The organism is Luteimonas sp. A277, assembly GCF_054052045.1.
Window position 1 is genome coordinate 386,660 of record NZ_JBSVRG010000001.1, and the last position, 26,519, is coordinate 413,178.

Below are 26,519 nucleotides of genomic sequence, written 5' to 3' on the forward strand. Positions count from 1 at the left end.
GCTTTTGAGATCCGCTACATGACTGACAAGACCCCCGAATCCCAGCCCACGCACGAGGACGAGAACCGGCTGATCGCCGAACGTCGGGCCAAACTGGCATCGCTGCGCGGGCAGGGCGGGGCGTTTCCGAACGACTTCCGCCGCACCGACCACGCCGGCGACCTGCAGGTCGAATACGCCGATGCCGAGGCATGGAGCGGCGAGGCGCTGGAGCAGCAAGGGCGCCGGGTCGCGCTGGCCGGGCGGCTGGTGGCCAAACGGGTGATGGGCAAGGCGGCGTTTGCACAGATCCAGGACGTTAGCGGCCAGGTACAGCTGTTTCTGCAGTCGGCGGCGCTGGGCGAGCGCTACGACGCGTTCAAGGGCTGGGACGTGGGCGACATCGTCGCGGCCGAAGGCACGCTGATGCGCACCCGCACCGGCGAGCTGTCGGTGAAGGTGGAGACGCTGCGCCTGTTGACCAAGTCGCTGCGGCCGCTGCCGGACAAGTGGCATGGCCTGGCCGACGTGGAACAGCGCTATCGCCAGCGTTACGTGGACCTGATCGTCAATCCCGAAGCGCGCGAGGTGTTCGTGAAGCGTTCGCGGATCATCGCCGCGATCCGCGCTTGGCTGGATGGGCGCCAGTTTCTGGAAGTGGAAACGCCGATGATGCATTACATCGCCGGCGGCGCAGCGGCGCGTCCGTTTGTGACCCACCACAATGCGCTGGATCTGGACCTGTACCTCCGGGTAGCTCCGGAGCTGTATCTCAAGCGGCTGGTGGTGGGCGGCTTCGAGCGGGTTTACGAGATCAACCGCAACTTCCGCAACGAAGGCGTATCAACCCGGCACAATCCGGAATTCACCATGCTCGAACTCTACGAGGCCTATGCCACGTACGAGGACATCATGGATCTGACCGAAGCGATGATCCGCGACGTTGCCACCGGAGTCATGGGCACCACCAGCTTTGCTTGGGATGGCCACGACATCGAGGTCGGGCCGGCCTTCCGGCGCTGGAAGCTGGAAGAGGCGGTGCGCGAACTGAATCCGGAAATCAGCGCGGCGGACTGCCGCGACCGGGACGCACTGGCCGCGCACTGTGCACGGCTGAAGGCCCCGGTGAAGCCCGACTGGGGCTGGGGCAAGCTGCTGCTGGAGATCTTCGAGGCCACCGTCGAGGAAGGCCTGGTGCAGCCCACCTTCATCACCCATTACCCGGTGGAGGTATCCCCGCTGGCGCGCGAGTCGGATACCGAGCCCGGCATCACCGACCGCTTCGAGCTGTTCATCGGCGGCAAGGAAATGGCCAACGGCTTCTCCGAGCTCAACGATGCCGAAGAACAGTCGGCCCGCTTCCGCGCCCAGGTCCAGGCGCGGGAGGGTGGCGATGTCGAAGCCATGCACTATGACGGCGACTACATCCGCGCGCTGGAAGTCGGCCTGCCGCCCACCGGCGGCCTGGGCGTTGGGATTGACCGGCTGGTGATGCTGCTGACCGGTTCATCTTCGATCCGCGACGTGCTGCTGTTCCCCTATATGCGGCCCGAAGCTATCGGGCCCGCCCGGGACTAGACCGGCGGCAGGGCTGTCCTGCCAAGGCCCCCACGAACGTTGCATACTGGGCAGGCGTCCGGAGGGAGCAGGCGGGCGGACAGGCAAGCCGACAGTGCCGGCCGGACTTGCTTGTTCCCCCACGATGCGGCGACCATCCGGCGCTAACCGGATCAACCGGCCCCAGCCAACGGGATTGCCGATGTGAATATCGTCATCGTCGACGACCAGACTTCCGCGCGGACCATGCTGCGCCACATCATCGAGGACATCGGTCCCGAGCTGGAAGTGCTCGACTTCGATGACCCCCAGGTCGCGCTGCAGTGGTGCCAGGAAAACCGTCCGGACCTGCTGCTGCTCGATTACCGCATGCCCGGCATGGATGGGCTGGAGTTCGCCCGGCGTTTCCGTCGTCCGCTGCTGCATCGGGATGTGCCGATCGTGCTGGTCACGGTGGTGGGGGACGAGCCCGTGCGCCAGGCAGCACTGGATGCCGGGGTGATCGATTTCCTGGTCAAACCGGTGCGGCCGCGTGAGCTGCGCGCCCGCTGTCGCAATCTGCTGCAGCTGCGCCAGCATTCCGAGTCGGTCAAACAGCGTGCCCTGTCACTTGAGCAGCGGCTGCTGGCGAGCATGCACGAGGTGGAGGAGCGCGAACGCGAAACCATGACCCGGCTGGCGCGCGCGATCGCCTACCGCGACGCCGGCACCAGTGCCAACCTGGAGCGTGTCGCCCGGGTGGCCGGGGTGATCGCCGAGGAACTCGGCATGTTCGAGGAAGAGGTGCGGATGATCGAGCTTGCCGCGCCCCTGCACGATATCGGCAAGATCGCGATTCCCGACGCGCTGTTGATGAAGCCCGGCCCGCTTGACGACGCGGAGACGGAGCTGATGCGCAAGCATCCGCAGATCGGTTACGAGTTGCTGAGCGGCAGCCAGAACCGCTTTATCCAGCTCAGCGCCACCATCGCCCTGTATCACCAGGAACGATACGACGGCAGCGGATATCCCGAAGGGCTGCGTGGCAACGCCATCCCGGTTGAGGCCCGCATTGTCGCGGTGGCGGATGTCTTCGACGCGCTGATCTCCAAACGCCCGTACAAGCGTGCCTGGAGCCTGGAGGAGGCCTTCACTTACCTCGCCGACAACAGCGGCCGGCTGTTTGACCCGGGCTGTGTGGATGCGCTGCTGCGCAACCGCGTCCGGGTAGAGGAGTTGGCCATTGAATTCGGTGGTGAGGCGCCATTGTTGCGGCGCCAGCTGCAGTGAGTGCGACCATGGGTACGCTGCTGCAAAGGGTCAGGCTGAGGCTGGAAAACCGGCCTGACAGCGAACACGGCCAGGCAACCGTACGCCTCGGACTGCTGCTGGTCGTGCTGGTTTACCTGCTGTGGAGCGACATGACCGGCTCCCGGCCCCCGGCCTACGGGCAGGTGCTGGTGATGGTGCTCAGTGGCTTCTGCATCGGACTCTGCCTGCTGGCCGGCATCCTTGCCAGACCCGGCATCTCCCACATACGGCGGGTGATCGGCATGGTGTCCGATTACGGACTGATGGCCGCAGCCATGACCATCATGGGTGAGCCGTTGGCATGGGTCTATGTCCTGATCATGTGGGTCACCGTGGGCAACGGCCTGCGCTATGGCAGCGGCTATCTGTATGCGGCGATGGGCATGGCGGTGGCAGGCTTCAGCCTGCCGCTGTTCGTCAATGCATATTGGCAGGCCAACCTGATCCTTGGTTTAGGGCTCCTGGTGGGGCTCGTGGCCGTTCCGATGTACCTGTCAGGGCTGCTGCGCGAGCTCACGCGGGCCACGCGCGAAGCAATGCGGGCCAGCCAGGCCAAGAGCCGCTTCCTGGCCAACATGAGCCACGAATTCAGAACCCCGCTCAACGGCCTGGCTGGGGTAACGGAGCTTCTGGCCACCACACGTTTGGACAACGAGCAGCGCGAGTACCTGGCCACCGTCCGCGCTTCCACCCAGAACCTGCTCTCCCTGGTTGAGGATGTGCTGGACATTTCAGCAATCGAGGCCGGAAAGCTGAAGGTGGCCGACGCTGATTTCGATCTGCGTGAAGCGGTCAATGGCGTGGACCTGATGCTTCGGCCGGGCGCCCGGGCCAAGGGACTGAACTACGAATCGCGGATTGCGCCGGATGTGCCGGAGCGTCTGCGCGGCGATAGCGACCATCTGCGCCAGGTGCTGATCAACCTGGTGGCCAACGCGGTCAAGTTCACCCGGGAAGGGTCGGTGCGGCTGGATGTGGAACTGGCCGGGAGCGATGCCGAAGAACTGCGGCTGAAGTTCACCGTGGCCGACACCGGCATCGGCATACCCGAATCCGCCCGGGAGCGGTTGTTCAATGCCTTCGAGCAGGTGGACAGCACCCTGGTGCGTGGTTTTGGCGGTACCGGCCTTGGGACCAGCATTGCCAAGAAGCTGACCGAAGCCATGGGCGGCAGCATCGGGTTCGAGAGCCGGGAGAACGTGGGCAGCCGGTTCTGGGTGGAACTCCCGTTTGCACGGGAAACCCCCGATGCCCGGCAGCCCGGGCACGATGCGCTTGACGGGCCGGTCGGCTCCACGGCCCCCGCGGCCAATGTGATCGCTTTCGGCGATCCTTTCCTGCGCCACCGTGCAAGGGTGCGGCCGATGCAGGTGCTGATCGCAGACGATCACGCTGCCAACCGCATGGTGCTGGAACGGATCCTGCAGAAGGCCGGCCACGCGGTGGTCAGCGTGGACGGGGGTGAAGCGCTGCTGGACGCCGTTGAAGTGGCGGATTACGAGGCCATCATCTGTGACCTGCACATGCCTGGCCTCAGTGGACTTGACCTGCTCGGTCAGCTGCGGACCATGCAGGCAGGTGCTCCGGCAACGCCGGTGATCATCCTCAGTGCGGATGTCACCACGGAAGCCATTTCCAACTGCCACAGCGCGGGTGCCCACGCATTCCTCGCCAAACCGGTGTCTGTTTCCCGGCTGCTGGACCTGCTGGCTGATATCGCGGCCTCGGGCGGCAGGTTGCGGCCGGCGGAAACCACGGTGGACCAGGAGCAGGCGAGGATAGCCGCCGCGGGGGCCGTCGCCGATGGCCGATTCGACCCATCGGTCCTTGATGAGCTCTCTTCCCTGGGCATGGGTGAGGACTTCGTACGCAAATTCGTGGCCCAGTGCATGGATGATGCGGCGGCATGCCTGGAACGGCTTGAATCAGCGGGCAAGGCGGAAGATTGCAATGCCATGCGTGACCACGCCCATGCGCTGAAGGGAGTGGCCAGCAACCTGGGGCTGGTCAGGATTGCCGCCCAGAGCGGCGAGCTGATGCGCCTGTCCGAGTGGCAGCTGCGGCGTGACTGGAAGCAGCGGATGGCTGCATTGACCCAGGAATACAGGCTGGGCCAGCAGGCCGTGGCCGCGCGCGGAGGTGCTGACACGCGCGGCCGCGACCTGGGCCGGGAAAGCTGAGCCGGGATCAGCTGCCGGTTCCGGCCTCGTTGCTGAAGATCCGCCGGGTTTGTGCTTTCACGATCCGGTCCATCGTCTTGAGTGAGCGATCACTCAAGGTCAAGGCGGTATCCACCCACACCTCGGTGATGCCCATCAGCTCGTCGTAGCCTACCGGCTGCGCAATGTTGCGTACGGCATTGAGTGCGAGGTGTGAGGTGGCGGAACGCTGCTGGCGGCGGATCAGCTCAGCGACTGCTGCCTCGCCTTCGCCGGGTGGTACCAGGATGTCGACTACTCCCATTTCGTACATGTCTTCGCTGCGATAGATTTTCCCTTCCAGGATGATCTTCTCCGCCAGCTGCGGCGATACCCGCTTGCACAGGAACGAGTACGCGCCCATGCCGGGGAAGAGGCCGAACAATACTTCCGGCAGCCCCATGCTCACGCCTTCCTCGGCCACGATGGTGTGGCAGGCCAGGGCCATCTCCAGTCCCCCGCCCAGCGCATCGCCCTGTACCAGGGCGATGGTGCGTACATCGCCGCCAAGTCCGTTGTGGATGTGGTGGACGCCGTCCACGCACTTGCGGGCGTAGTCGAGCAGTGGTTCACGGTCCCCTTTGCGTATCAGCTGCGCAAACAGCTCCAGGTCTCCCCCGAGGTTGAAGGCCGCAGCATCCGACGCAAGAACCAGATGACGCAGGCGGCCCGGCTGGCGCTGGCTTTCACGCAGCGTGATCGAGTTCAGGAAGCTCCACATCTCGGTCATCAACGCCGGGTGGTAGCAGGGCCGCGCGCCCGGCTGGAGCCCGTGGTGCATATACAGCCAGTGGGCGTCGCCGGAAGGGGCCGACTCGACGCGCATGCTGGGAAACGGGCGGGTACGGTGAAGCTGCTGAACGTTGTTCATTGGGTAAATCCCCTGTGGATCAATGGACGGAAGGAAAGCGGGGACCGGCCATCCGGGCCCCGGGCAGGGCCCGGATGAATGCAGGCCGATCGGTTCCTTCTATGCGCTGAATCCAGCAGAACTGCAAGTATTCCCGCCGGTTACAGGGGCTGGGCGGCCGGCAGGCCGCCCACTGGATCACTCCGGGGAATCGTCGCGAAGTTCGCGCCGCAGGATCTTGCCCACGTTGGTCTTGGGCAGCTCCCGGCGGAATTCGATGATGCGCGGCTGCTTGTAGCCGGTCAGGTTCTCGCGGGCATGGGCCTTGATCTGGTCGGCGGTCAGGCTTTCATCCTTCTTGACCACGACCAGCTTGACCACCTCGCCGGACTTTTCATCCGGGACTCCCACCGCGGCCACTTCAAGCACGCCCGGCATCATCGCGATCACGTCCTCGACCTCGTTGGGATACACGTTGAATCCGGAGACCAGGATCATGTCCTTCTTGCGGTCGACGATATAGAAGAAGCCCTGCTCATCCATCCGCGCCATGTCGCCGGTGTGCAGCCAGCTGTCGGCGTCGATGGCCGCCTCGGTATCTTCCGGCCGCTGCCAGTAGCCCTTCATCACCTGCGGACCGCGGATGCACAGTTCGCCGACTTCACCGGTCGGCAGCATGTTGCCCTCGTCATCCTTGATGCAGGCGTCGGTTGAAGGGATGGGCAGGCCGATGGCGCCGTTGTATTCGGCCAGGTTCATCGGGTTGATGCAGGCGGCCGGTGCAGTCTCGGTCAGGCCGTAGGCTTCCACGAGGGTGACGCCGGTGACCTTCTTCCAGCGCTCGGCCACCGAACGCTGCACCGCCATGCCTCCGCCCAAGGCGACCTTGAGCGATGAGAAATCCACCTCGTCAAAGCCTGGCGTGTTGAGCAGGCCATTGAACAGGGTGTTGACGCCGGTGATGGCGGTGAAGCGCACCTTTTTCAGCTCCTTGACGAAGCCGGGCATGTCGCGCGGGTTGGTGATCAGCCAGTTGTGTCCGCCGAGCTTCATGAACACCAGGCCGTTCGCTGTCAGCGCGAAGATGTGATACAGCGGCAGAGCGGTGATGATCGTCTCGCCGCCTGGCTCAAGCCCGGTGGAAATCCACGCAGAGGCCTGTTCCATGTTCGCCACCATGTTGCGGTGGGTGAGCATGGCGCCCTTGGCTACGCCGGTGGTGCCACCGGTGTACTGCAGGAAGGCGATGTCCTGCGGTGAGATCGAAATTTTCGGCAGTGTGTGTTTGCGACCGGCGGCCAGGGTGTCGCGGAAGCGCACGGCACCGGGGAGGCTGTAGTCGGGCACCATCTTCTTCACGTGGCGCAGTACGAAGTTCACGATCGCGCCCTTGGGGAAGCCGAGCATGTCGCCCAGACCCGTGGTGATCAGGTGGGGGACATCCAGATTTTCCAGCGCCTTCTGCGCCGTATGGCCGAAGTTGTCGAGTACCAGCAGCACGCTCACGCCGGCATCGCCGAGCTGGTGGCGCAGCTCGCGCGCGGTGTACATGGGGTTGACGTTGACCACGGTCAGCCCCGCGCGCAGCACGCCGAAGGTGGCGATGGGGTATTGCAGGCAGTTGGGCATCATGATTGCCACCCGGTCGCCCTTCTTGAGTTTCAACTCGCCCAGCAGATAAGCCGCAAACTGCTGGCTCAGCTCATCGATCTGCGCGTAGTTCAGGGTCACGCCCATGTTGGAGAAGGCCGGGCGGTCGCGATACTTTTCAAGCGCGTCCTGCAGGACTTCCGGAATTGAAGCGAACTCGTCGGCGTTGATCTGCGCCGGCGTGCCCTGGGGATAGCTCGCCAACCAAGGGCGTTCGATGGTCATGAATTCCACTCCCTGAATATTGTTGCGCGTGTGCAATGTCGTCCGCGCGCGCTGTCACCGGATTGGAGCATAGCGCCGCGGAAGCTGGCAAGGCGGCTGGTGACGGCGCGCGGACGCGTTACGCTCGGCACTTTGACAAGGAGCACAGACACGATGCGAGGGGTGGATGGAACGCGACGGGATGCATTGGGAATGGCGGGGGGATGGCTGTTTTCCGGCATCGTTTGCGCCCTGATGTTGGCGTCGGGTTGCGCACGGACGGAGCCTGAGGAGGCGTTGCGTCAGACAGTGGTGGAGGTGCAGCAGAGCATCGAGAGCCGCGATGCCGGAGCGCTGCGGCGGCACCTGGCCGAAGACTTCATCGGTCCGGGCGGAATGGACCGTGACCAGGCACGGCGCACCGCTGCGCTGTACATGATGCAGCACCAGTCGGTCGGCCTGACCATGGGGCCGCTGGAGATCCAGCTGCAGGAACCGCACGCCACGGTCCGCTTCAGCGCGGCGCTGACCGGCGGGTCCGGACGACTGCTTCCAGATCAGGCCAACCTATATCAGGTGGAGACCGGCTGGCAGATGGAAGACGGGCAATGGCGCATCACCAGCGCACGTTGGACCGCTGCGCGCTAGACCGGGCCCAGTCGCTGGTGTGGGAATGAAAAAGCCACCGACAAACAGTGTCGGTGGCTTTATGAGGTGCCGGACCGGGCTTGCGTCCGGTCCGGCCCAAACCGGCTTACGCGGCGGTGCGGGAAGCCAGGTCGCGCAGCACGTAATGCAGCAGTCCTCCATGGCGGAAGTACTCGACTTCCTTGGGCGTCAGCAGCAGCACGTGGACCTCAAAGCGTTTCTCGCTGCCATCCTCGCTGCGGGCCACCACGGTGGCCGTACGGGCGTTGCCATCCTCCAGCCCGGTGATGTCGAAGGTCTCGGTGCCGTCCAGGCCCAGGGTCTGCGCGTTCTCGCCATCCTTGAACTGCAGCGGCAGCACGCCCATGCCCACCAGGTTGGAGCGGTGGATGCGCTCGAAGCTGGCGGCAATGACCGCCTTGACCCCCATCAGGACGGTGCCCTTTGCGGCCCAGTCACGTGACGAGCCGGTTCCGTACTCCTCTCCTGCAATCACCACCAGCGGCACGCCGTCGGTCTTGTACTTCATCGCCGCGTCGTAGATCGACATCTTCTCGGGCCGGCCTTGACTACCACCACCAGCGCCGAAGTACAGGGTGTTGCCACCTTCCTCGCCGCCGAAGAACAGGTTCTTGATGCGGATGTTGGCGAAGGTGCCGCGCACCATCACGTCATCGTTGCCGCGGCGCGAGCCATAACTGTTGAAGTCCGCAGGCAGCACGCCCTTGGACTGCAGGAACCGTCCCGCAGGCGAGTCGGCCTTGATCGCGCCGGCCGGCGAGATGTGGTCGGTGGTGATCGAGTCGCCGAACAGGCCGAGCACGCGCGCACCGCGCACGTCCTCGATGCTGCCCACTTCCATGGTCATGCCATCGAAGTAGGGCGGGTTCTTGATATAGGTGGAATCGTCGCTCCATGGGTAGAGCTCGCTGTCGGGCGAATCCATGGAGTTCCAGCGATCGTCGCCAGTGAACACGTCGGCGTAGTTCTGCTTGAACAGCTCCGGCCCCACGGTGGCGGCAATCAGGTCGCCGATCTCCTTGTTGCTGGGCCAGATGTCGCGCAGGTAGACGTCGTTGCCGTCGTTGTCCTTGCCCAGAGGCTCGGTGGTCAGGTCGATATCCACGGTGCCGGCGATCGAATAGGCCACCACCAACGGCGGCGAGGCGAGGTAGTTCATCTTTACTTCGGGGTGGATCCGGCCCTCGAAGTTGCGGTTGCCGGAAAGCACTGAAGCCACGGCGAGGTCGTTCTCCGCAATGCCTTTCGACACCGCCTCCGGCAGCGGACCGGAGTTGCCGATGCACGTGGTGCAGCCGTAACCGACCAGGTAAAAACCCATCTGCTCCAGGTCGTCCATCAGGCCCGCCTTGTTCAGGTAGTCAGTGACCACCAGCGATCCGGGAGCGAGGGAGGTCTTGACCCACGCCGCGGGCCTGAGCCCCTTGGCCGCCGCGTTGCGCGCCACCAGGCCAGCGCCAAGCATCACCGCCGGGTTGGAGGTGTTGGTGCACGACGTGATGGCAGCGATCACCACCGAGCCGTCGTGGATCTGGTATTGGCAGTCATCCACGCAGATCGTGGAGACCGGCTTGGCCGCCAGGTGCTCAGCTTGTGGCTGGTCACCCCCGTCCTTTTCGAAGCGGCCGATCTGGCGATCGCGCCCGATTTCGCGGCGTGAGACCAGGGGACCGACGTTGTCATGGAAATTCTGCTTCATGTCTTCCAGCAGCACGCGATCCTGCGGACGGCGCGGGCCGGCCAGGGACGGCCTGACGGTGCCCATGTCCAGCTCCAGGACGGATGAATACTCCGCCTCCGGCGCGCCCGGCTCATGCCACAGGCCCTGGGCCTTGGCGTAGGTCTCGACCAGGGCAATGTGCTCCTCGCTGCGACCGGACAGGCGCAGGTAAGTGATGGCTTCGGCATCGATCGGGAAAATGCCGCAGGTGGCGCCGTATTCCGGCGACATGTTGCCGATGGTGGCGCGGTCGGCCAGCGGCAGATGTTGCAGGCCTTCGCCGAAGAACTCGACAAACTTGCCGACCACGCCGTGCTTGCGCAGCATCTCGGTGACGGTGAGCACCAGGTCGGTGGCGGTCGCACCCTCGGGCATCCTGCCGGTGAGCTTGAAGCCCACCACCTGCGGAATCAGCATGGAGGAGGGCTGGCCGAGCATGGCCGCTTCGGCCTCGATCCCGCCCACGCCCCAGCCGAGCACCCCGATGCCGTTGATCATGGTGGTGTGCGAGTCGGTGCCGAACACGGTGTCGGGCAGGGCCCACAGGGTGCCGTCAATCTCGCGTTCGAACACCACCCGCGCCAAGTGCTCCAGGTTCACCTGGTGGACGATGCCGGTGTTGGGCGGTACCACCTTGAAGTCCTGGAATGCGTTCTGGCCCCAGCGCAGAAAGCCATAGCGCTCCTTGTTGCGCTCGAATTCGATGCGGCCGTTGATGTCCAGCGCCTCGGCACGGCCGAACGCGTCGACCTGCACCGAGTGGTCGATCACCAGCTCCGAAGGAATCTGGGGATTGATCTGCTCGGGCCGGCCGCCCAGTTTCACCACCGCATCGCGCATTGCCGCAAGGTCCACCACGCAGGGCACGCCGGTGAAGTCCTGCAGCACCACGCGCGCGGGCATGAAGGCGATCTCGGTATCCGGCTCGGCCGCGGGGTCCCAGTTGGCCACGGCTTCGATATGCCTGGCCTGCACGGATACGCCGTCCTCGTGGCGCAGCAGGTTCTCCAGCAGGATCTTCATGGAAAACGGCAGCCGGGCGATATCGAAGCGCTCGCCGAGCTTGGGCAGGCTGGCATAGGTATAGGTCTTGCCGTTGACCTCAAAGGTACTGCGGGCGGCAAAGGAATCGGTCATTGGAACCTCCTGTAACTGGATGCGTGGGCGCGGCGATGTAAACAGACAGTGTACGGATATCCGGTTCAGCTTCGGTGACGGGTGGAGGCATCAGCAGGATATGGCACGTCAGGTATGCGTAAAAAAGTATGTATAATGTGCGCATATTCGGTTCCCCCAGGAGATCCCGGTGGAAGTCACCGTTGCAGAACGCGGCCAGATCACCCTGCCCAAGGCGGTCCGTGATGCGCTGGGTCTGACCAAGGGCACTGCGCTGAAGGTCGAGCTGGAAGGGGGGCGGATCATCCTGCGCAAAAGCGTGGACGATGCCGTGTCCCGCGCCCGGGGCCGGTTCCGCCTTGACGGCTTCGATTCCAGCGAGGCGGCGGTTGACGCCTTGCGCGGCCGCGACCGGGACGACAGCGGCGCATGATTGCCATTGACTCCCCCGTGCTCGTCGACCTGCTGGCCGACGGGCCGCTGGCCGATGCCGCCGAGGCCAGCCTGCGCCGCAGCCTGAGCGTCGGGCCGGTGGTGGTGTGTGACGTGGTGCTGGCGGAAGTCTGCAGCGCGTTGCAGGGCGGCGACGGGGTGGTGGCGGTGCTCGAGGAAATGGGCATCCGCTTTGGCGCCATCGAGTCCAAGTCCGCCGTGCGCGCCGGCGAAATGCACCGGCGCCAGCGCCAACGTGGCGGCCCGATGCGCCCGGTGGCCGATTTCCTGGTTGGTGCCCACGCGCTGCTGCAGTGCGACGGCCTGATCACCCACGACCAATCCTTTTATCGCGACTACTTCAAGGGCCTGAAGCTGGTCGTGCCACGGCCCGACTGAGTCCGGCCTGGTCCATTTCATTCCCACGAATCCGGAGTTTTGTGCACTATGTTGCAAGCCTATCGCCAACACGCCGCCGAACGCGAAGCGCTCGGTATCACGCCGCTGCCGCTCGATGCGCAGCAGACCGCCGATGTCATCGAACTGCTCAAGAACCCGCCCGCCGGCGAAGAGCAGTTCCTGCTGGACCTGATCACCCACCGCGTGCCTGCGGGCGTTGACGAAGCCGCCAAGGTCAAGGCCTCGTACCTGGCTGCGCTGGCCCTGGGCAGCGAGCAGAATGCGCTGATCAGCCGCGAGCGCGCCACCGAGCTGCTGGGCACCATGCTGGGCGGCTACAACGTGTCGCCGCTGATCGACCTGCTGGACGATGACCTGCTGGGACCGATCGCCGCCGACGGCCTGAAGAAGACCCTGCTGGTCTTCGATGCCTTCCATGACGTGGAAGAAAAGGCCAAGGGCGGCAATGCCAATGCCCAGGCCGTGATGCAGAGCTGGGCCGATGCCGAGTGGTTCACTTCGAATCCGGAAGTGCCGGAGTCGATGACCATCACCGTGTTCAAGGTGCCCGGCGAGACCAACACCGACGACCTGTCGCCGGCGCCCGACGCCACCACCCGTCCCGACATCCCGATGCACGCGCTGGCGATGCTCAAGAACAAGCGCCCCGACGCGCCGTTCGTGCCCGAGGAAGACGGCAAGCGCGGTCCGATCGGCGAGATTCTCAAGCTCAAGGAGAAGGGCCACCTGGTTGCCTACGTGGGCGACGTGGTCGGCACCGGCTCAAGCCGCAAGTCGGCCACCAACAGCGTGCTGTGGTGGACCGGCGATGACATTCCGTACGTGCCCAACAAGCGCGCCGGTGGTGTCTGCCTGGGCGGCAACATTGCACCGATCTTCTACAACACCATGGAGGACGCGGGCGCACTGCCGATCGAGCTGGACGTGTCGAAGATGGAGCACGGCGACGTCATCGAGCTGCGCCCCTACGAGGGCAAGGCGCTGAAGAACGGCGAAGTGATCGCCGAGTTCGAGCTCAAGAGTGACGTGCTGTTTGACGAAGTGCGTGCGGGCGGCCGGATCCCGCTGATCATCGGCCGCGGCCTGACTGCCCGTGCGCGTGAGTCGCTGGGCCTGCCTGCTGCCGGGTTGTTCCGCCAGTCCGTGGTGCCGGCCGATACCGGCAAGGGCTTCACCCTGGCGCAGAAGATGGTCGGCCGTGCCTGCGGCCTGGCGGAGGGGCAGGGCGTGCGCCCGGGCACCTACTGTGAGCCGAAGATGACCACCGTGGGTTCCCAGGACACCACCGGTCCGATGACCCGCGATGAGCTGAAGGATCTGGCCTGCCTGGGCTTCAGCTCGGACCTGGTCATGCAGTCGTTCTGCCACACCGCCGCCTACCCGAAGCCGGTGGACGTGAAGACCCACCACACCCTGCCGGAGTTCATCTCCACCCGCGGCGGCGTCAGCCTGCGCGTGGGCGACGGCATCATCCACTCCTGGCTCAACCGCATGCTGCTGCCCGACACGGTGGGCACCGGTGGCGACTCGCACACCCGCTTCCCGATCGGCATTTCGTTTCCGGCGGGCTCGGGCCTGGTGGCCTTCGCCGCCGCGACCGGCGTGATGCCATTGGACATGCCTGAATCGGTGCTGGTGCGCTTCAAGGGCAAGATGCAGCCCGGCGTGACCCTGCGCGACCTGGTGCACGCGATCCCGCTGTACGCGATCAAGCAGGGCCTGCTGACCGTGGCCAAGCAGGGCAAGAAGAACATCTTCTCCGGCCGGATCCTCGAGATTGAGGGCCTGCCCGACCTGAAGATCGAACAGGCCTTCGAACTGGCCGACGCCTCGGCCGAGCGCTCCGCCGCCGCCTGCACCGTGCGCCTGGACAAGGCGCCGATCATTGAATATCTCACCAGCAACATCACGCTGTTGAAGTGGATGATCTCAGAAGGCTATTCCGACGCGCGCACCATCCAGCGCCGGATCGACAAGATGGAACAGTGGCTGGCCGACCCGCAGCTGATGGAGGCGGACGCCGACGCCGAGTACTCCGCGGTGATCGAGATCGACCTGGACGAGATCATCGAGCCGATCGTGTGCTGTCCCAATGACCCGGACGATGCCAAGACCCTGTCCGACGTGGCCGGCAACAAGATCGACGAGGTGTTCATCGGTTCGTGCATGACCAACATCGGTCACTTCCGCGCGGCGGCCAAGCTGTTGGAAGGCAAGCGCGATATCCCGACCCGTCTGTGGGTCGCCCCGCCGACCAAGATGGATGCGGCCGAGCTGACCAAGGAAGGCCATTACGGCACCTTTGGTGCCGCCGGCGCGCGGCTGGAGATGCCGGGCTGCTCGCTGTGCATGGGCAACCAGGCCCAGGTGCGCGAGGGCGCCACGGTCATGTCCACCTCGACCCGCAACTTCCCCAACCGCCTGGGGCGTGGTGCCAACGTGTACCTGGGCTCGGCGGAGCTGGCGGCAATCTGCTCACGCCTGGGCCGCATCCCGACGCGCGAGGAGTACCTGGTCGACGTGGGTGTGATCGACGGGCATGCCGACGAGATCTACCGCTACATGAACTTCGACCAGATCGAGGAGTATCGGGAGGTTGAGGCTGAGGAACCAGCGACGGCCTGATCAAGGCGGGAAGTGACACGGAACGCCCCGGACATCCGGGGCGTTTTTTTGTCACGCGGCTTCGCGCGCATGGCGCGCTCCTACAACGTTGCCGGTTGGACGGGCCGCGTGCGAAGAACGGGTCGCCTCCGGTCGGACGGGCCGAGTGCGAAGAACCGGCCGCTTCCGGTCGAACGGCAGCTTGCGAAAAACGGGCCGCCTTCCGTCGAACGGGCCGCGTGCGCAAAATCGGCCGCCTCCGCCAAACGGGCCACGCGAGCGAAGCCAGGCCCTCTGTAGGAGCGCGCCATGCGCGCGAAGCCGCGTGAAAATCGGCCTGGTCAGCCCTTCTTCTGCTTCGGAATGAAGATCGTCACCGAGATCAGCGCCGCGATCGCCATCAGCGCGTTGAATGCCAGGCCCACCATGCCGGCTTCGCGCACAGCCAGGTTGTCCTGCCGGCCAGAGAACTCGATCACGGTGCCGACCACTTCCAGCCCCGTTGTCGACAGTGCGGTGAAGAGGGCGGCGGACGCCGCGACGCCGAATGCTGCGCCGAGGGACGAGGCCATCTTGTAGATGCCAGAGCCTGCGCCCGCCTGATCGCCTGGCAGGTTGGTCAGCGCCGCGTCGGTGGAGGGCGTGGCGTAGAAGGCCAGGCCCAGGCCGAACAGGGAGTAGGCAACGATCGCCAGGATCGAGTACTGCCACTGCAGGGTGTGGGTGGCCATCAGCAGCAGGATCGAGACCAGCACGATCAGGCAGCCCCAGAGCATCGGCTTGCGCGGCCCGAAGCGCTGCAGCAGCTTTTCGCCCACCCGGATGAAGGCGATGATGAAGATCGCGTAGCCGAGGGTGAGGTAGCCGGCCGTGGCTGCGGACATGCCCGCAGCGCCCTGCAGCACCCACAGCGAAACCGTCAGCGCGCCGGCGGTGCCATTGATCAGGAAGTTCGAGATGGTCGCGCCGGTGAAGACCGAGTTCCGGAACAGCTTGAAATCCACCAAAGGGTAGGCCGCCTTCAGCTCGGCGTTGACGAAGATCCCGAAGGCCGCCAGGAACACCGCGAACAGCGCCCAGGTGGCCAGGTTCGCCCAGCCGATCGTGGAGCCCTGCGTGACCACGATCAGCAGCGCCGCCAGACCGACGGCCATGGAGATGATGCCGGTCCAGTCGGTCTTGCCGGGACGCCCGGCCAGCGGCGCGGATTCCGGGATCTGCCGCATCAGCGCGATCGAGGCCACCGAAACCAGCGCGCAGATGATGAAGATCGAGCGCCAGCCGAAAACGGTGGAGGCCATGAAGCCGCCGAAGATGGCGGTCAGGCCCGAGCCGCCCCAGGAGCCGATCGACCACATCGACACGGCGCGCTGGCGCTGCTTGCCATCCCAGTAGACCTTCAGCAGCGCCATCGTGCAGGGCATGATCGCGCCTGCAGCAAGGCCCTGGAGGATGCGGCCCAGCAGGATCATTGGCGTGGCCAGGGCGCCCTCGATCGCGAACGCGATCAGCAGCGAACCAACGATATTGAGGATGTTTCCGAAGAAGACGATCTTCACCCGGCCAAACCGGTCGCCGAGACCGCCGAGGACCACGATGAACATCCCCGAGAACAGCGCCGACAGTGAAATGGCGATGTTCATCACCGGCATCGGCATGCCGACGTCGTCGGCCATCAGCGGGCCGATGTTCATGGTGGTCTGGGCAAACAGCCAGAAGGTGATGACGGCGAGCACGATGCCCAGCAGGGCCGAGTCGTTGCCTTTGAAGCCGCTGGCGTCGGTTGCGGAAGTAGTTGCGGTGGCCATCATTTGTCTCCCATCAGCCAGGGGGAGACGGCGACCACGATCGCTTCGATGCCACGGTCCAGGGTGGGCTGGATGTCGGGCGCGAAGAACGGCGAATGGTTGCCGGGCGCGTTCTTCCAGTCTTCGAATCCACCCAGGCCCCAGTAAGTGTAGGGGCAGCCGAATGCATCGGGAATGACGGAGAAGTCCTCCGAGGCCGGCACCGGCGACATGTCAACCGAATCGTCGCCGAAGAACGCGTCGAAGGCGGCGCGCACGCGGACCGTGGGCTCCTCGTGGTTGGAGGTCAGCGGGTACTGGTCGTAGTAGCGGAACTCTGGCGGCTTCGGCGAACGGGCGGCCTCGCATTCGGCGCGGACAATGCGCTCGATCGCCTCGTGCAGGTGCTTTTCCACGTCCTTGTCGAAGGCGCGGGTGTTGAGCTGCAGCACGGCGGAGTCGGGAATGATGTTGGACTTGCTGCCGGCATGGAAGCTTCCCACCGTGACCACCGCGGTTTCCCTGGGCGCCACTTCGCGCGAGACGATGGTCTGCAGGCGGCTGACGATCGCCGCGCCCAGCACGATCGGGTCCACGCCCAGGTTCGGCATCGAGCCGTGCGAACCCTTGCCGTGCAAGATGATCTCGATCGAGGCCGCGGCCGAAAACAGCGGGCCGCTGCGGATGCCGACCGCGCCACCGGGCAGCGAGCCGAGCACGTGCTGCCCCAGGTACACGTCCGGCCTGGGTACCTTGTCCACGATCCCGTCAGCGACCATGGCCTTGGCGCCGGCGGCGTTCTCCTCGCCGGGCTGGAACACCGCGATGAAGGTGCCGGACCACGCGTTGCGATTGGCGTGCAGCGCCCATGTCGCGCCCAGCAGGCAGACGATGTGCATGTCATGGCCGCAGGTGTGGGCGACCGGAGTTTCCTGGCCGGTGGTCTCGTCCACCTGGGTCACGCCCTCGGCGGCGTATGCCACGCCGGAGCGCTCGGCCATCGGCAGGGCATCAATGTCGCCGCGCATCGCGACGATGGGGCCGTCGCCGTTGCGCAGGACCACTACCAGGCCGGTCTTGGCGATCCGCTGCACCTCCTCGATGCCGCGCGAGCGCAGCTCCTGCTCAATCCGGTCAGCTGTCTTGTATTCCTGCAGCGACAGTTCGGGATGGCGGTGGAAATGCCGGTAGAGCTCCTCGAGGATTTCCCTGCTGGAATCGAGGTCGGACAGGATGGTCTGGATCGACATGGCGCCTCCCGGGCAGTGACTGGACGGTGAGCCGCGCCAGACGCGGCCATCGTCGCCATCCTATCCACATTCCGGGGTCAACGGAGTGACAAAATCGGCCACTCCCGTTGGCTCAGGCGAGCATCTGCTCCACCGCCGCCAGCAGCTGTTTGCGACGCAGCAGGAAATCCAGGTAGCTGCCGCCCATCTGGCGCCACAGCACCGCCGAGCGCACCGCAGCGAGCAGCACCGCGCGGATTTCAGAAACGATGTCGGCCTGGCCCAGGTAGTGCGGATTGCCCTGCACCATGACCCGGGGGCGCAGGTGGCTGACGGTGTCGGCATACAGGGTGCCCAGACTGCTGAGGACCTCAGGATGGGTAGGGCTGGTGCGGGCCGCTTCGATATTGGCGGCGGCAATGCCGCGCTGCACGCGCTGGACCATTTCGCCGTCGTTGATGAAGCGGCGTTCCAGCTGCATCACCGCCAGGGCCAGCTTGGGCAGCTGCTCATCGTCGGGCAGGTTGTTGAAGTAGCCGTGCAGCAGGCGCAGGCCGGGGCGTACGAACTCGGCGCCGCCGTAGACGTCCTCAGCCGAGGCGGCATCCATGCGGAGCACACTCTGCAGCGCGGTGCCAAGCACCGCGGCGTCGGCCTGGCCGGTCTCGGCGATCCGGCGCACCTGTTTGAGCGCCTGCGCAAGGCCAGCGAGGGCCAGTACCCGTTCCTGCATCATTCTGCTGCTGCACTCCGTAGTGCGGATCCAAGGTCGGCAATGGTACCTGCTGACGGGTTGTGGCTGCGCTCCAGCGGGGCGTCGGTGGTCTCGATCACGGCTCCGCCCAGGCACACATCACCGTCGTAGAGCACCAGTGACTGACCGGGGGTGACGGCGCGCTGGGGTCGCTGGAAGGTCACTTCAAGGCGCCCGTCATCGCTCACCTGCACCCGGCACGGCTCGGGCGGCTGGCGGTACCGGGTCTGGGCCAGGCATTCGAATGTGGCCGCAGGCGGAGCGCCGGCAATCCAGTGGGCCAGCTCGGTCCAGGTCGTTGTGGACATCAGCCAGTGACTGTCACCGCCCTGGTCGACGTACAGCACGTTGCTGGCTACATCCTTGCCCACCACGTACCAGGGCGCCGGCGCAAAGCCGCGCACGCCACCCAGGTTGAGCCCGCCGCGCTGGCCCAGGGTGTAATAGAACACGCCCGGATGTTCGCCCAGCACCTGGCCCGCGGGGGTACGGATTTCGCCGGCCTGCGCGGGCAGATAGCGTCCCAGGAACTCGCGGAAGTCGCGCTCGCCGATAAAGCAGATGCCGGTGGAATCCTTCTTCTCCGCCGTCGGCAGCCCGGCCTCGCGGGCCATGGTGCGCACGTTGGCCTTCACCAGCTCGCCCAGCGGGAACACGGTGGCAGCGAGCTGCTCCTGTCCCAGCTGATGCAGGAAATAGCTCTGGTCCTTGGCCGCATCGCGGGCGCGAAGCAGCCGCCAGCGACCGCCCTGGCGGTCGATCCGGGCGTAGTGGCCGGTGGCGATCCGCTCGGCACCCAACTCGCGGGCGGCGTCCAGGAAGTGCTTGAACTTGATCTCGCGGTTGCACAGCACGTCGGGATTGGGCGTGCGGCCGGTGGCGTATTCGGCCAGGAAATGCTCGAACACCCCCTGCCAGTATTCGCCGGAAAAATCGCGGAAGTGGATCGGGATATCCAGCCGGCCGCTGACCGCTACCGCATCGCGGCGGTCATCCTCGGCCCGACAATCACCGCTGCCGTCATCGGCCCAGTTCTGCATGAACAGCGCGGCCAGCGGCTCGGCGGCATCGCGCAGCAGCAGGGCGGCGACGGATGAGTCGACGCCGCCGGACATGCCGATGATGGTGCGCGGGGAGGTCATAAGGGTGGGCGATGAGTGCGGGGAGGGTAGGGCTTGTATGTGGGCCTGATCGCCTGCCGGCAAGGGCGGTCGTGCCTGACCAGCGTGGTCAGGCGGTGTCAGGCAGCTGGTTGAGCAGCGAGAGCGGGAACCTGCGACCGGCCAGGAAGTCCGCGGCAGTTCGCCACACCAGCGGGCTGCGGTGGCGCGCGGCGGATTCCTGCAGCTCCGCAGGGGTCAGCCACAGGGCCCGCAGGATGCCATCATCCAGCGGCCGCTCTGGATCGTGGGCGACCGGCTCGCCCACGAACGCGAACCGCAGGTAGTGGCGGCCGCCGCTGCCGTCTTCGGCCACGGGGGCCTTCCACTGGTAGGCGCCGACGAAAGCGGTCAACCGCACTTGCCAGCCGGTTTCTTCCAGGGTCTCGCGTACGGCGGCGTCCACCAGGCTTTCGTCCGGCTCCAGGTGTCCCGCCGGCTGATTGATCACCAGCTGGCCGCTGACGCGTTCTTCCACGCACAGCAGTCGACCACCCTCCACGACCAGCGTGGCCACGGTGACGTCTGGCTGCCAGAATCGGCCTTCGCGGTAGCTCATATCAGGGGCGTTCGGGTCTTCAAACATCCCACATTGTCCTTGCGCGGCCCGGCGGCGTCTACGTGGCGGATGCACCGGGCCCGTATAATCAGCTCCATGACACGCAAGAACGAACACGAACGCGACCACGGCGTTGCGGTACAGGCTGACCGGCCGGAGGTCGCGCGACCGCCGCTTTATTCGGTGATCCTGCTCAATGACGACTACACGCCCATGGATTTCGTGGTTGAGATCCTGGTCCGCTTCTTCGCTCTGGACGTTGAACGCGCCACCCAGGTCATGCTGCACGTCCACACCCGCGGCCGGGGGGTCTGCGGCGTTTTCAGCCGCGAGGTGGCCGAGTCCAAGGTTGCGCAGGTGAATGAATACTCAAGGATGAACCAGCACCCCTTGCTCTGCACCATGGAAAAAGCGTAAACGGGGAGGGCGGTGGAAATCCGGCGTCATCGCCCCCATCCAAGGCAGCAGTAGCTACTTTCGGAGGCACCCAGCCCCATGTTCAGCAAGGATCTCGAATACACCATCGGCCAGTGCTACAAGCACGCCCGACAGGCACGCGACGAGTACATGACGGTCGAGCACCTGCTCCTGTCATTGCTCGACAACCCGTCGGCGGAAGCAGTGCTCAAGGCCAGCGGAGCCGATTTCCAGCGCCTGCGATCCGAGCTGGAGCAGGCGATCCTGACCACCGTTTCCAAGCTTCCCGACGATGACGGGCGGGACACCCAGCCCACGCTCGGCTTCCAGCGCGTGTTGCAGCGGGCTGTCTATCACGTGCAGTCATCGGGCAAGAAGGAAGTCACCGGTGCCAACGTGCTGGTGGCCATCTTCGGCGAGAAGGACTCGCACGCGGTCTACTACCTCAACCAGCAGGATGTCACCCGGCTGGACGTGGTGAACTACCTGTCGCACGGCATTGCCAAGGCTGGCGACGATGAGCCGACACCCAGCGGCGAGGAGGCCGAGGAAGGCAGCGGCAGCGGAGGCGGCGAGACCAAGGGTGACGCCCTGAGCGAGTACGCGACCGATCTGAACCAGATGGCCCGCGAGGGCAGGATCGACCCGCTGGTGGGCCGGGCCGAGGAAATCGAGCGCACGATCCAGATCCTGTGTCGTCGGCGCAAGAACAACCCGCTCTACGTAGGCGAGGCCGGCGTAGGCAAAACCGCGATTGCCGAAGGGCTGGCCAAGCGCATCGTCGATGGCGAGGTGCCCGAGGTGCTTGCCGATGCCACCATCTATTCGCTCGACCTGGGCGCGCTGGTGGCCGGCACCAAGTACCGGGGTGACTTCGAGAAGCGCCTGAAAGCGGTGCTGACGGCGATCCGCAAGCACGACGGCGCGGTGCTGTTCATCGATGAGATCCACACCATCATCGGTGCCGGCTCGGCCTCCGGCGGCACCATGGATGCGTCCAACCTGATCAAGCCGGCGTTGGCTTCCGGGGAGCTGCGCTGCATCGGCTCGACCACGTTCCAGGAATACCGCGGCATCTTCGAAAAGGACCGCGCGCTTGCCCGGCGTTTCCAGAAGATCGACATCGTGGAGCCGACCACCAGCGAGGCCTTCGAGATCCTGCGCGGGCTCAAGCCCAGGTACGAGGCCCACCACGACGTCACCTACGCCGATGATGCCCTTCAGGCGGCCGTGGACCTGTCGGTCAAGCATATTGCCGACCGTCTGCTGCCGGACAAGGCCATCGATGTGATGGACGAGGCCGGCGCGCGCCAGCGCCTGCTGCCAGAGGACGTGCGCAAGCAGCTGATCGATGTGGAAGAAATGGAGACAATCGTCGCCAAGATGGCGCGGATTCCGGCCAAGCAGGTCAGCGCTTCGGACAAGGATGTGCTGGGCCACCTGGAGCGCAATCTCAAGATGGTGATCTTCGGCCAGGATCCGGCGATCGAGACGCTGGCCTCGGCGATCAAGCTGGCCCGCTCGGGCTTGGCGAACCCGGACAAGCCGATCGGCAACTTCCTCTTCGCCGGCCCCACCGGCGTGGGCAAGACCGAGGTCACCCGCCAGCTTGCGCTGCAGCTGGGCATTGAACTGGTGCGCTTCGATATGTCCGAGTACATGGAGTCGCATTCGGTGAGCCGCCTGATCGGTGCTCCCCCGGGTTACGTGGGCTTTGACCAGGGCGGCCTGCTGACCGAAAAGATCGTCAAGACGCCGCACTGTGTGCTGCTGCTGGACGAGGTGGAAAAGGCCCACCCGGACATCTTCAATATCCTGCTGCAGGTGATGGACCGCGGCGTGCTCACCGATACCAATGGACGCGAGGCCAACTTCCGCAACGTGATCCTGGTGATGACCACCAACGCCGGGGCCGCCCACGCCGCGCGGCGCAGCATCGGTTTCACGCAGCAGGATCACAGCACGGATGCGATGGAGGTGATCCGCAAGAGTTTCACCCCGGAGTTCCGCAACCGTCTGGACGCGGTCGTCCAGTTCCAGTCGCTGGGTTTCGACCACATCCTGCGGGTGGTGGACAAGTTCCTGATCGAGCTGGAGAGCCAGCTGCAGGAGAAGAATGTCACCGTCACCGCAAGCGCCGAGGCGCGGGAGTGGCTGGCCAGGCACGGGTTCGACCCGCAGATGGGCGCGCGCCCGATGGCGCGGATCATCCAGGACCGGATCAAGCGTCCGCTGGCCGACGAGCTGCTGTTCGGCAAGCTGGTCAACGGCGGCCGGGTCAGCGTGCAGGTGAAGGACGACGAGCTGGTGGTCGAGTCCTGGCCGGAGTCGGAGAAGCTGCTGCCTGCCGCAGTGGAGTGAACACCCGGTGCGGCGGCGCGCCCGGGAAGGGCGCGTCCACGAACAGCGGGCACACAAAGAAGGCGGCCATTGGCCGCCTTCGCTGTATCCGGCGCGCCTGGGCGCTGCGCGGTTACTTCATCCGGTAGGTGATACGGCCCTTGGTCAGGTCGTAGGGAGTCATCTCTACCTTGACCCGGTCGCCGGTGAGGATGCGGATGTAGTGCTTGCGCATCCGCCCGGAGATGTGGGCAATGATCTCGTGTCCGTTCTCGAGCTTGACCCGGAACATGGTGTTCGGGAGGGTCTCGGAAACGGTGCCTTCAAATTCTATGACGTCGTCTTTCGCCATGCGTCCTGTGTCGGTTGGCGGGCCTGAGGTCGGCCCATGAAAACAGTCAACCATTATGCCACACGGCCAAGTCCGCGGGCAAAGCCCGGCTCAGCCCGGACCGGGGGTGGGTGGGACCAGGTCGGCCGCGGGAACCCGGCCGAATGGCTCGTTCCAGGACCCGACCAGACCCGGCAGGGCGGCCAGGCGCTGCACTTCGGCCTGGAAGCGCGTCCTTGGCCAGCGCTCCGCCCCCATCCGCAGCAGGTGCGCATTTTCCACCTGGGCATCGAGCAGCGGCCAGCCATTCATTGACAGCCACCGGGCCAGTCCGGCCAGCGCTGCCTTGGAACCGCCCGATTCGGCGCTGAACATGCTTTCGCCGAAGAACATCCGGCCTACGGCCACGCCATAGATTCCACCCACCAGGCGAGTGCCGTCATACACCTCCACGCTGTGGGCGTGGCCGAGGTCGTGCAACTGCTGGTAGGCCTGGCGCATCGGATCGGTGATCCAAGTGCCTGCCTGGCCGGGACGCGGTGCCTTGGCGCAGGCTTCGACCACTTCGGCGAAGGCGCAATCGGCGCGCAGCTCCCAGCTGCTGCGGCGCAGGGTGCGGCGGAACCGGGAGGCCAGGTGCACACCGTCGGTGTGGAACACCATGCGCGGATCCGGACTCCACCACAGGACCGGCTGACCCTGCGAATACCAGGGAAAGATGCCGTGACGGTACGCGTTGAGCAGTCGGGCAGGGGACAAACAGCCGCCGATCGCCAGCAGCCCGTCCGGCTCACGCAGGGCGGATTCCACCGGCGGAAACGGCGCATCCGGATCGGCAGACAGCAGCGGCGGGCGGAAATGCATCCCCACATTCTAGAGGCTGACCTGTAGGAGCGCGCCATGCGCGCGAAGCCGCGTGAAATCCGCTTCGTTTCGCGAAACCTTGTTGAAAGCGACCCCAGGATCCACGGTTGGCGGCCACCCCTCTGACCCTCAAGGGCCCGCGGCTTCGCGCGCATGGCGCGCTCCTACAGGGTGAATGGTGATCTGGTGTCCAGCAGGGCTTTGTAGCGGTGCACGGAGGCGGTCTCTTCCGCGCACCAGCGGCGCAGGGCATCGGCGAACGCCGGGTCGGCGATCCAGTGCCGGCTGCGCACGTACGTTGGCAGGAACCCGCGCGCGATCTTGTGCTCGCCCTGTGCCCCCGGCTCGAACACGCGCAGCCCCTCGCGCAGGCAGTACTCGATGCCTTGGTAGTAGCAGGTCTCGAAATGCAGCCCGGGCACCTCCCGCTCCGCACCCCAATAGCGCCCGTAGAGGGTGTCGCCGCCGCGCAGACACAGGGCGCCGGCGATGGGCTCGCCATCCAGCTCCGCCAGTACGATGACCAGGGCACGTGGCATGGCGCGGGCCAGGTGCTGAAGGAACTCGAGGGTCAGCGCCGGCGAATTGCCGTAATCGGCGAAAGTGGCCAGATAGAAGCCGTACATCGCCTCCAGGTCCTGCTCGCTGGCCTCATCGCCGTGGACAACGCGAAAGCTGATTCCGGCGCGGGCCACTTTCGCCCGCTCCTGGCGGATGTTCTTGCGTCGGCGCCGGTCCAGTGCGGCAAGAAACGCTTCGAAATCGGGCCACCCGGCGTTGTTGTGCCAGTGATATTGCACGTCGGTGCGCTGCAGCCAGGCGGGGCCGAAGTCGGCCTCCTCGGCCGGGGTATGGAAGTTGATGTGTGCCGATGACAGGCCGAGCTGGGTGGCCGTGGACTCAATTGCCTTGAGCAGGGCCGGCCGGTACCGCGCGTCACCCAGAAGGCGTGGGCCGGTGACGGGAGAGTAGGGCACCGCGCCCAGCCACTTCGGAAAGTAGTCGCGTCCGTACTGGGCGTATGCATGTGCCCAGGCGTGGTCAAAAACGAACTCCCCGTGGGAGTTGGTTTTCAGGTAGCCCGGCACCGCGGAAATCAGGGTTTCACCCTGCCACAGAGTCACGTGATGCGGCGTCCAGCCCCATTCGGCGCGCAGACAGCCGTGGCGTTCCAGTCCTGCCAGGAAGGCGTGGGTGACAAAGGGATTGGCACCGTCGTGCAGCGCGTCCCACTGGGCCTGGGAGACGTCTGCAAGGGAATCAACGATGCGTGTGGTCAGCATTGCGAGGGCGGCATGATCTTCCGGATTGATGCGATAGATGGGATGACCCTGGCGGCTCCGGAAAGCCCGGCGCGGTCATCCGCGGCCGGGCGTTCGCAAATGGCGGGAGCCGCCCATGAGGCGGTCAGCAGGCGCAGTTACTCGCCCTTGTCGAGGAATTTTTCGGCATCCAGCGCGGCCATGCAGCCGAAGCCGGCCGAAGTGATCGCCTGGCGGTAGTGCTGGTCGGCCACATCGCCCGCAGCGAACACGCCGGGAACCGAGGTGGCGGTGGCGCCGCCCGACAGTCCGGAGCGGATCTCGATGTAGCCGTCGTTCATGGCCAGCTGGCCTTCAAACAGTCCGGTGTTGGGCGTATGGCCGATGGCCACGAAGAAGCCGTGCACGGCGATCTCCCGGGTCGACTCGTCAAGCGTCGACTTCACCCGCAGCCCGGTCACGCCGGCCTCGTTGCCAAGCACCTCGTCCACCACGTGGTTCCAGACCGGCACGATCTTCCCGGCTTCGATCTTGGCAAACAGCTTGTCCTGCATGATCTTCTCGGCGCGCAGGCTGTCGCGGCGGTGGACCAGATAGACCTTGCTGGCCAGGTTGGACAGATACAGGGCTTCTTCGACCGCAGTATTGCCGCCGCCGACCACGGCCACTTCCTTGTCCTTGTAGAAGAACCCGTCGCAGGTGGCGCAGGCGGACACGCCGCGACCCTTGAACTTTTCCTCCGACTCCAGCCCCAGGTATTTGGCGGTGGCGCCGGTGGAGATGATCAGCGCGTCGGCGGTGTACTCGCCGTTGTCGCCCTTGAGCCGGAACGGCCGCTGCGACAGGTCGGCGGTGTGGATGTGGTCGAACACCGTCTCGGTTTCGAAGCGTTCGGCATGCGCCTGCATGCGTGCCATCAGGTCCGGGCCCATCAGCCCGTGGGCATCGCCCGGCCAGTTGTCGACTTCAGTGGTGGTCATCAGCTGGCCGCCCATTTCCAGGCCGGTTACCACCACGGGTTTGAGGTTGGCGCGGGCGGCATAAACGGCAGCGGTCCAGCCTGCAGGACCAGAGCCGAGGATCAGCAGATGACAGTGTTTGGGGGTGCTCACATGTATACTCGCGAC

General features: G+C 65.4%; 21 protein-coding genes. 9 read left to right on the top strand and 12 right to left on the bottom strand.

The window, feature by feature from the left end; translation table 11 throughout:
* Positions 1 to 18 precede the first annotated feature (18 nt).
* The 3 genes from lysS (at position 19) to ACW7G2_RS01765 (ending at position 5,006) form a co-directional block, all read left to right on the top strand.
* Positions 19 to 1,557: a lysine--tRNA ligase gene (lysS, locus tag ACW7G2_RS01755; RefSeq protein ID WP_456972090.1), complete on the top strand. Its 1,539-nt coding sequence runs from the start codon at positions 19 to 21 to the stop codon at positions 1,555 to 1,557.
* Positions 1,558 to 1,740: 183 nt separating this feature from the next.
* A complete protein-coding gene (locus ACW7G2_RS01760) occupies positions 1,741 to 2,805 on the top strand; it encodes an HD domain-containing phosphohydrolase (RefSeq protein WP_456972092.1) in 1,065 nt (354 codons plus the stop codon).
* 8 nt (positions 2,806 to 2,813) lie between these two features.
* A complete protein-coding gene (locus ACW7G2_RS01765; protein WP_456972094.1) occupies positions 2,814 to 5,006 on the top strand; it encodes an ATP-binding protein in 2,193 nt (730 codons plus the stop codon).
* 7 nt (positions 5,007 to 5,013) lie between these two features.
* Here the strand turns inward: ACW7G2_RS01765 and ACW7G2_RS01770 are convergent, their stop codons facing one another.
* Together ACW7G2_RS01770 and ACW7G2_RS01775 are read right to left on the bottom strand one after the other, a co-directional pair.
* The gene (locus tag ACW7G2_RS01770; RefSeq protein WP_456972096.1) at positions 5,014 to 5,895 is read right to left on the bottom strand and encodes a crotonase/enoyl-CoA hydratase family protein; all 882 of its coding nucleotides are present in this window, start codon (positions 5,893 to 5,895) and stop codon (positions 5,014 to 5,016) included.
* 177 nt (positions 5,896 to 6,072) lie between these two features.
* Positions 6,073 to 7,749: a long-chain fatty acid--CoA ligase gene (locus ACW7G2_RS01775; protein WP_456972098.1), complete on the bottom strand. Its 1,677-nt coding sequence runs from the start codon at positions 7,747 to 7,749 to the stop codon at positions 6,073 to 6,075.
* A gap of 276 nt (positions 7,750 to 8,025) precedes the next feature.
* Between ACW7G2_RS01775 and ACW7G2_RS01780 the strand changes: the two genes are divergently transcribed.
* Positions 8,026 to 8,376, top strand: coding sequence for a nuclear transport factor 2 family protein (locus ACW7G2_RS01780; RefSeq protein ID WP_456972100.1), 351 nt, complete (start codon positions 8,026 to 8,028; stop codon positions 8,374 to 8,376).
* Between the two features lie 106 nt (positions 8,377 to 8,482).
* Here ACW7G2_RS01780 and acnA read toward each other — a convergent pair whose 3' ends face one another.
* The gene (gene acnA / locus ACW7G2_RS01785) at positions 8,483 to 11,254 is read right to left on the bottom strand and encodes an aconitate hydratase AcnA (RefSeq protein WP_456972102.1); all 2,772 of its coding nucleotides are present in this window, start codon (positions 11,252 to 11,254) and stop codon (positions 8,483 to 8,485) included.
* 169 nt (positions 11,255 to 11,423) lie between these two features.
* Between acnA and ACW7G2_RS01790 the strand changes: the two genes are divergently transcribed.
* Genes ACW7G2_RS01790 through acnB form a run of 3 tightly spaced genes read left to right on the top strand, consistent with a single transcriptional unit; the run spans position 11,424 to position 14,710 of the window.
* Positions 11,424 to 11,666 (top strand): AbrB/MazE/SpoVT family DNA-binding domain-containing protein, encoded by a 243-nt coding sequence (locus ACW7G2_RS01790; RefSeq protein ID WP_456972104.1) that lies wholly within the window; start codon positions 11,424 to 11,426, stop codon positions 11,664 to 11,666.
* Complete coding sequence (locus tag ACW7G2_RS01795; protein WP_456972106.1) at positions 11,663 to 12,064, top strand: PIN domain-containing protein; 402 nt, start codon at positions 11,663 to 11,665, stop codon at positions 12,062 to 12,064. The genes ACW7G2_RS01790 and ACW7G2_RS01795 overlap by 4 nt, the downstream gene beginning before the upstream one ends.
* 48 nt (positions 12,065 to 12,112) lie before the next feature.
* Positions 12,113 to 14,710 (top strand): bifunctional aconitate hydratase 2/2-methylisocitrate dehydratase, encoded by a 2,598-nt coding sequence (gene acnB / locus ACW7G2_RS01800; RefSeq protein WP_456972108.1) that lies wholly within the window; start codon positions 12,113 to 12,115, stop codon positions 14,708 to 14,710.
* 320 nt (positions 14,711 to 15,030) lie between these two features.
* Here acnB and ACW7G2_RS01805 read toward each other — a convergent pair whose 3' ends face one another.
* The 5 genes from ACW7G2_RS01805 to ACW7G2_RS01825 all read right to left on the bottom strand — a co-directional run bounded on the left by ACW7G2_RS01805 (position 15,031) and on the right by ACW7G2_RS01825 (position 20,178).
* Positions 15,031 to 16,497, bottom strand: coding sequence for an MFS transporter (locus ACW7G2_RS01805; RefSeq protein WP_456972110.1), 1,467 nt, complete (start codon positions 16,495 to 16,497; stop codon positions 15,031 to 15,033).
* Positions 16,497 to 17,726: an amidohydrolase gene (locus ACW7G2_RS01810; RefSeq protein WP_456972112.1), complete on the bottom strand. Its 1,230-nt coding sequence runs from the start codon at positions 17,724 to 17,726 to the stop codon at positions 16,497 to 16,499. Before ACW7G2_RS01810 ends, ACW7G2_RS01805 begins: the two co-directional genes overlap by 1 nt.
* Before the next feature lie 112 nt (positions 17,727 to 17,838).
* Positions 17,839 to 18,438, bottom strand: a complete 600-nt coding sequence (gene hflD, locus ACW7G2_RS01815) for a high frequency lysogenization protein HflD (RefSeq protein WP_456972222.1) — start codon at positions 18,436 to 18,438, stop codon at positions 17,839 to 17,841.
* Positions 18,438 to 19,601, bottom strand: a complete 1,164-nt coding sequence (mnmA, locus tag ACW7G2_RS01820) for a tRNA 2-thiouridine(34) synthase MnmA (protein WP_456972114.1) — start codon at positions 19,599 to 19,601, stop codon at positions 18,438 to 18,440. The genes hflD and mnmA overlap by 1 nt, the downstream gene beginning before the upstream one ends.
* Before the next feature lie 88 nt (positions 19,602 to 19,689).
* The gene (locus tag ACW7G2_RS01825) at positions 19,690 to 20,178 is read right to left on the bottom strand and encodes an NUDIX hydrolase (RefSeq protein ID WP_456972224.1); all 489 of its coding nucleotides are present in this window, start codon (positions 20,176 to 20,178) and stop codon (positions 19,690 to 19,692) included.
* A gap of 96 nt (positions 20,179 to 20,274) precedes the next feature.
* On the opposite strand from ACW7G2_RS01825, the gene clpS reads away from it, so the two are divergent.
* A complete protein-coding gene (gene clpS / locus ACW7G2_RS01830) occupies positions 20,275 to 20,595 on the top strand; it encodes an ATP-dependent Clp protease adapter ClpS (RefSeq protein WP_456972116.1) in 321 nt (106 codons plus the stop codon).
* Positions 20,596 to 20,673: 78 nt separating this feature from the next.
* Positions 20,674 to 22,956 carry an ATP-dependent Clp protease ATP-binding subunit ClpA gene (gene clpA, locus ACW7G2_RS01835; protein WP_456972118.1) on the top strand — a complete coding sequence of 761 codons (2,283 nt, stop codon included), beginning with the start codon at positions 20,674 to 20,676 and terminating at the stop codon, positions 22,954 to 22,956.
* A gap of 112 nt (positions 22,957 to 23,068) precedes the next feature.
* Here clpA and infA read toward each other — a convergent pair whose 3' ends face one another.
* From infA to trxB, 4 genes are all read right to left on the bottom strand, one after another.
* Positions 23,069 to 23,287: a translation initiation factor IF-1 gene (gene infA / locus ACW7G2_RS01840; protein WP_095209467.1), complete on the bottom strand. Its 219-nt coding sequence runs from the start codon at positions 23,285 to 23,287 to the stop codon at positions 23,069 to 23,071.
* 90 nt (positions 23,288 to 23,377) lie between these two features.
* Positions 23,378 to 24,130: a leucyl/phenylalanyl-tRNA--protein transferase gene (aat, locus tag ACW7G2_RS01845; protein WP_456972120.1), complete on the bottom strand. Its 753-nt coding sequence runs from the start codon at positions 24,128 to 24,130 to the stop codon at positions 23,378 to 23,380.
* Positions 24,131 to 24,294: 164 nt separating this feature from the next.
* On the bottom strand, positions 24,295 to 25,413 hold the full coding sequence (locus ACW7G2_RS01850; protein ID WP_456972122.1) for a GNAT family N-acetyltransferase: 1,119 nt from the start codon (positions 25,411 to 25,413) through the stop codon (positions 24,295 to 24,297).
* A 137-nt stretch (positions 25,414 to 25,550) separates the two neighbouring features.
* Positions 25,551 to 26,504, bottom strand: coding sequence for a thioredoxin-disulfide reductase (gene trxB, locus ACW7G2_RS01855; RefSeq protein WP_456972124.1), 954 nt, complete (start codon positions 26,502 to 26,504; stop codon positions 25,551 to 25,553).
* Between the last annotated feature and the right edge of the window lie 15 nt (positions 26,505 to 26,519).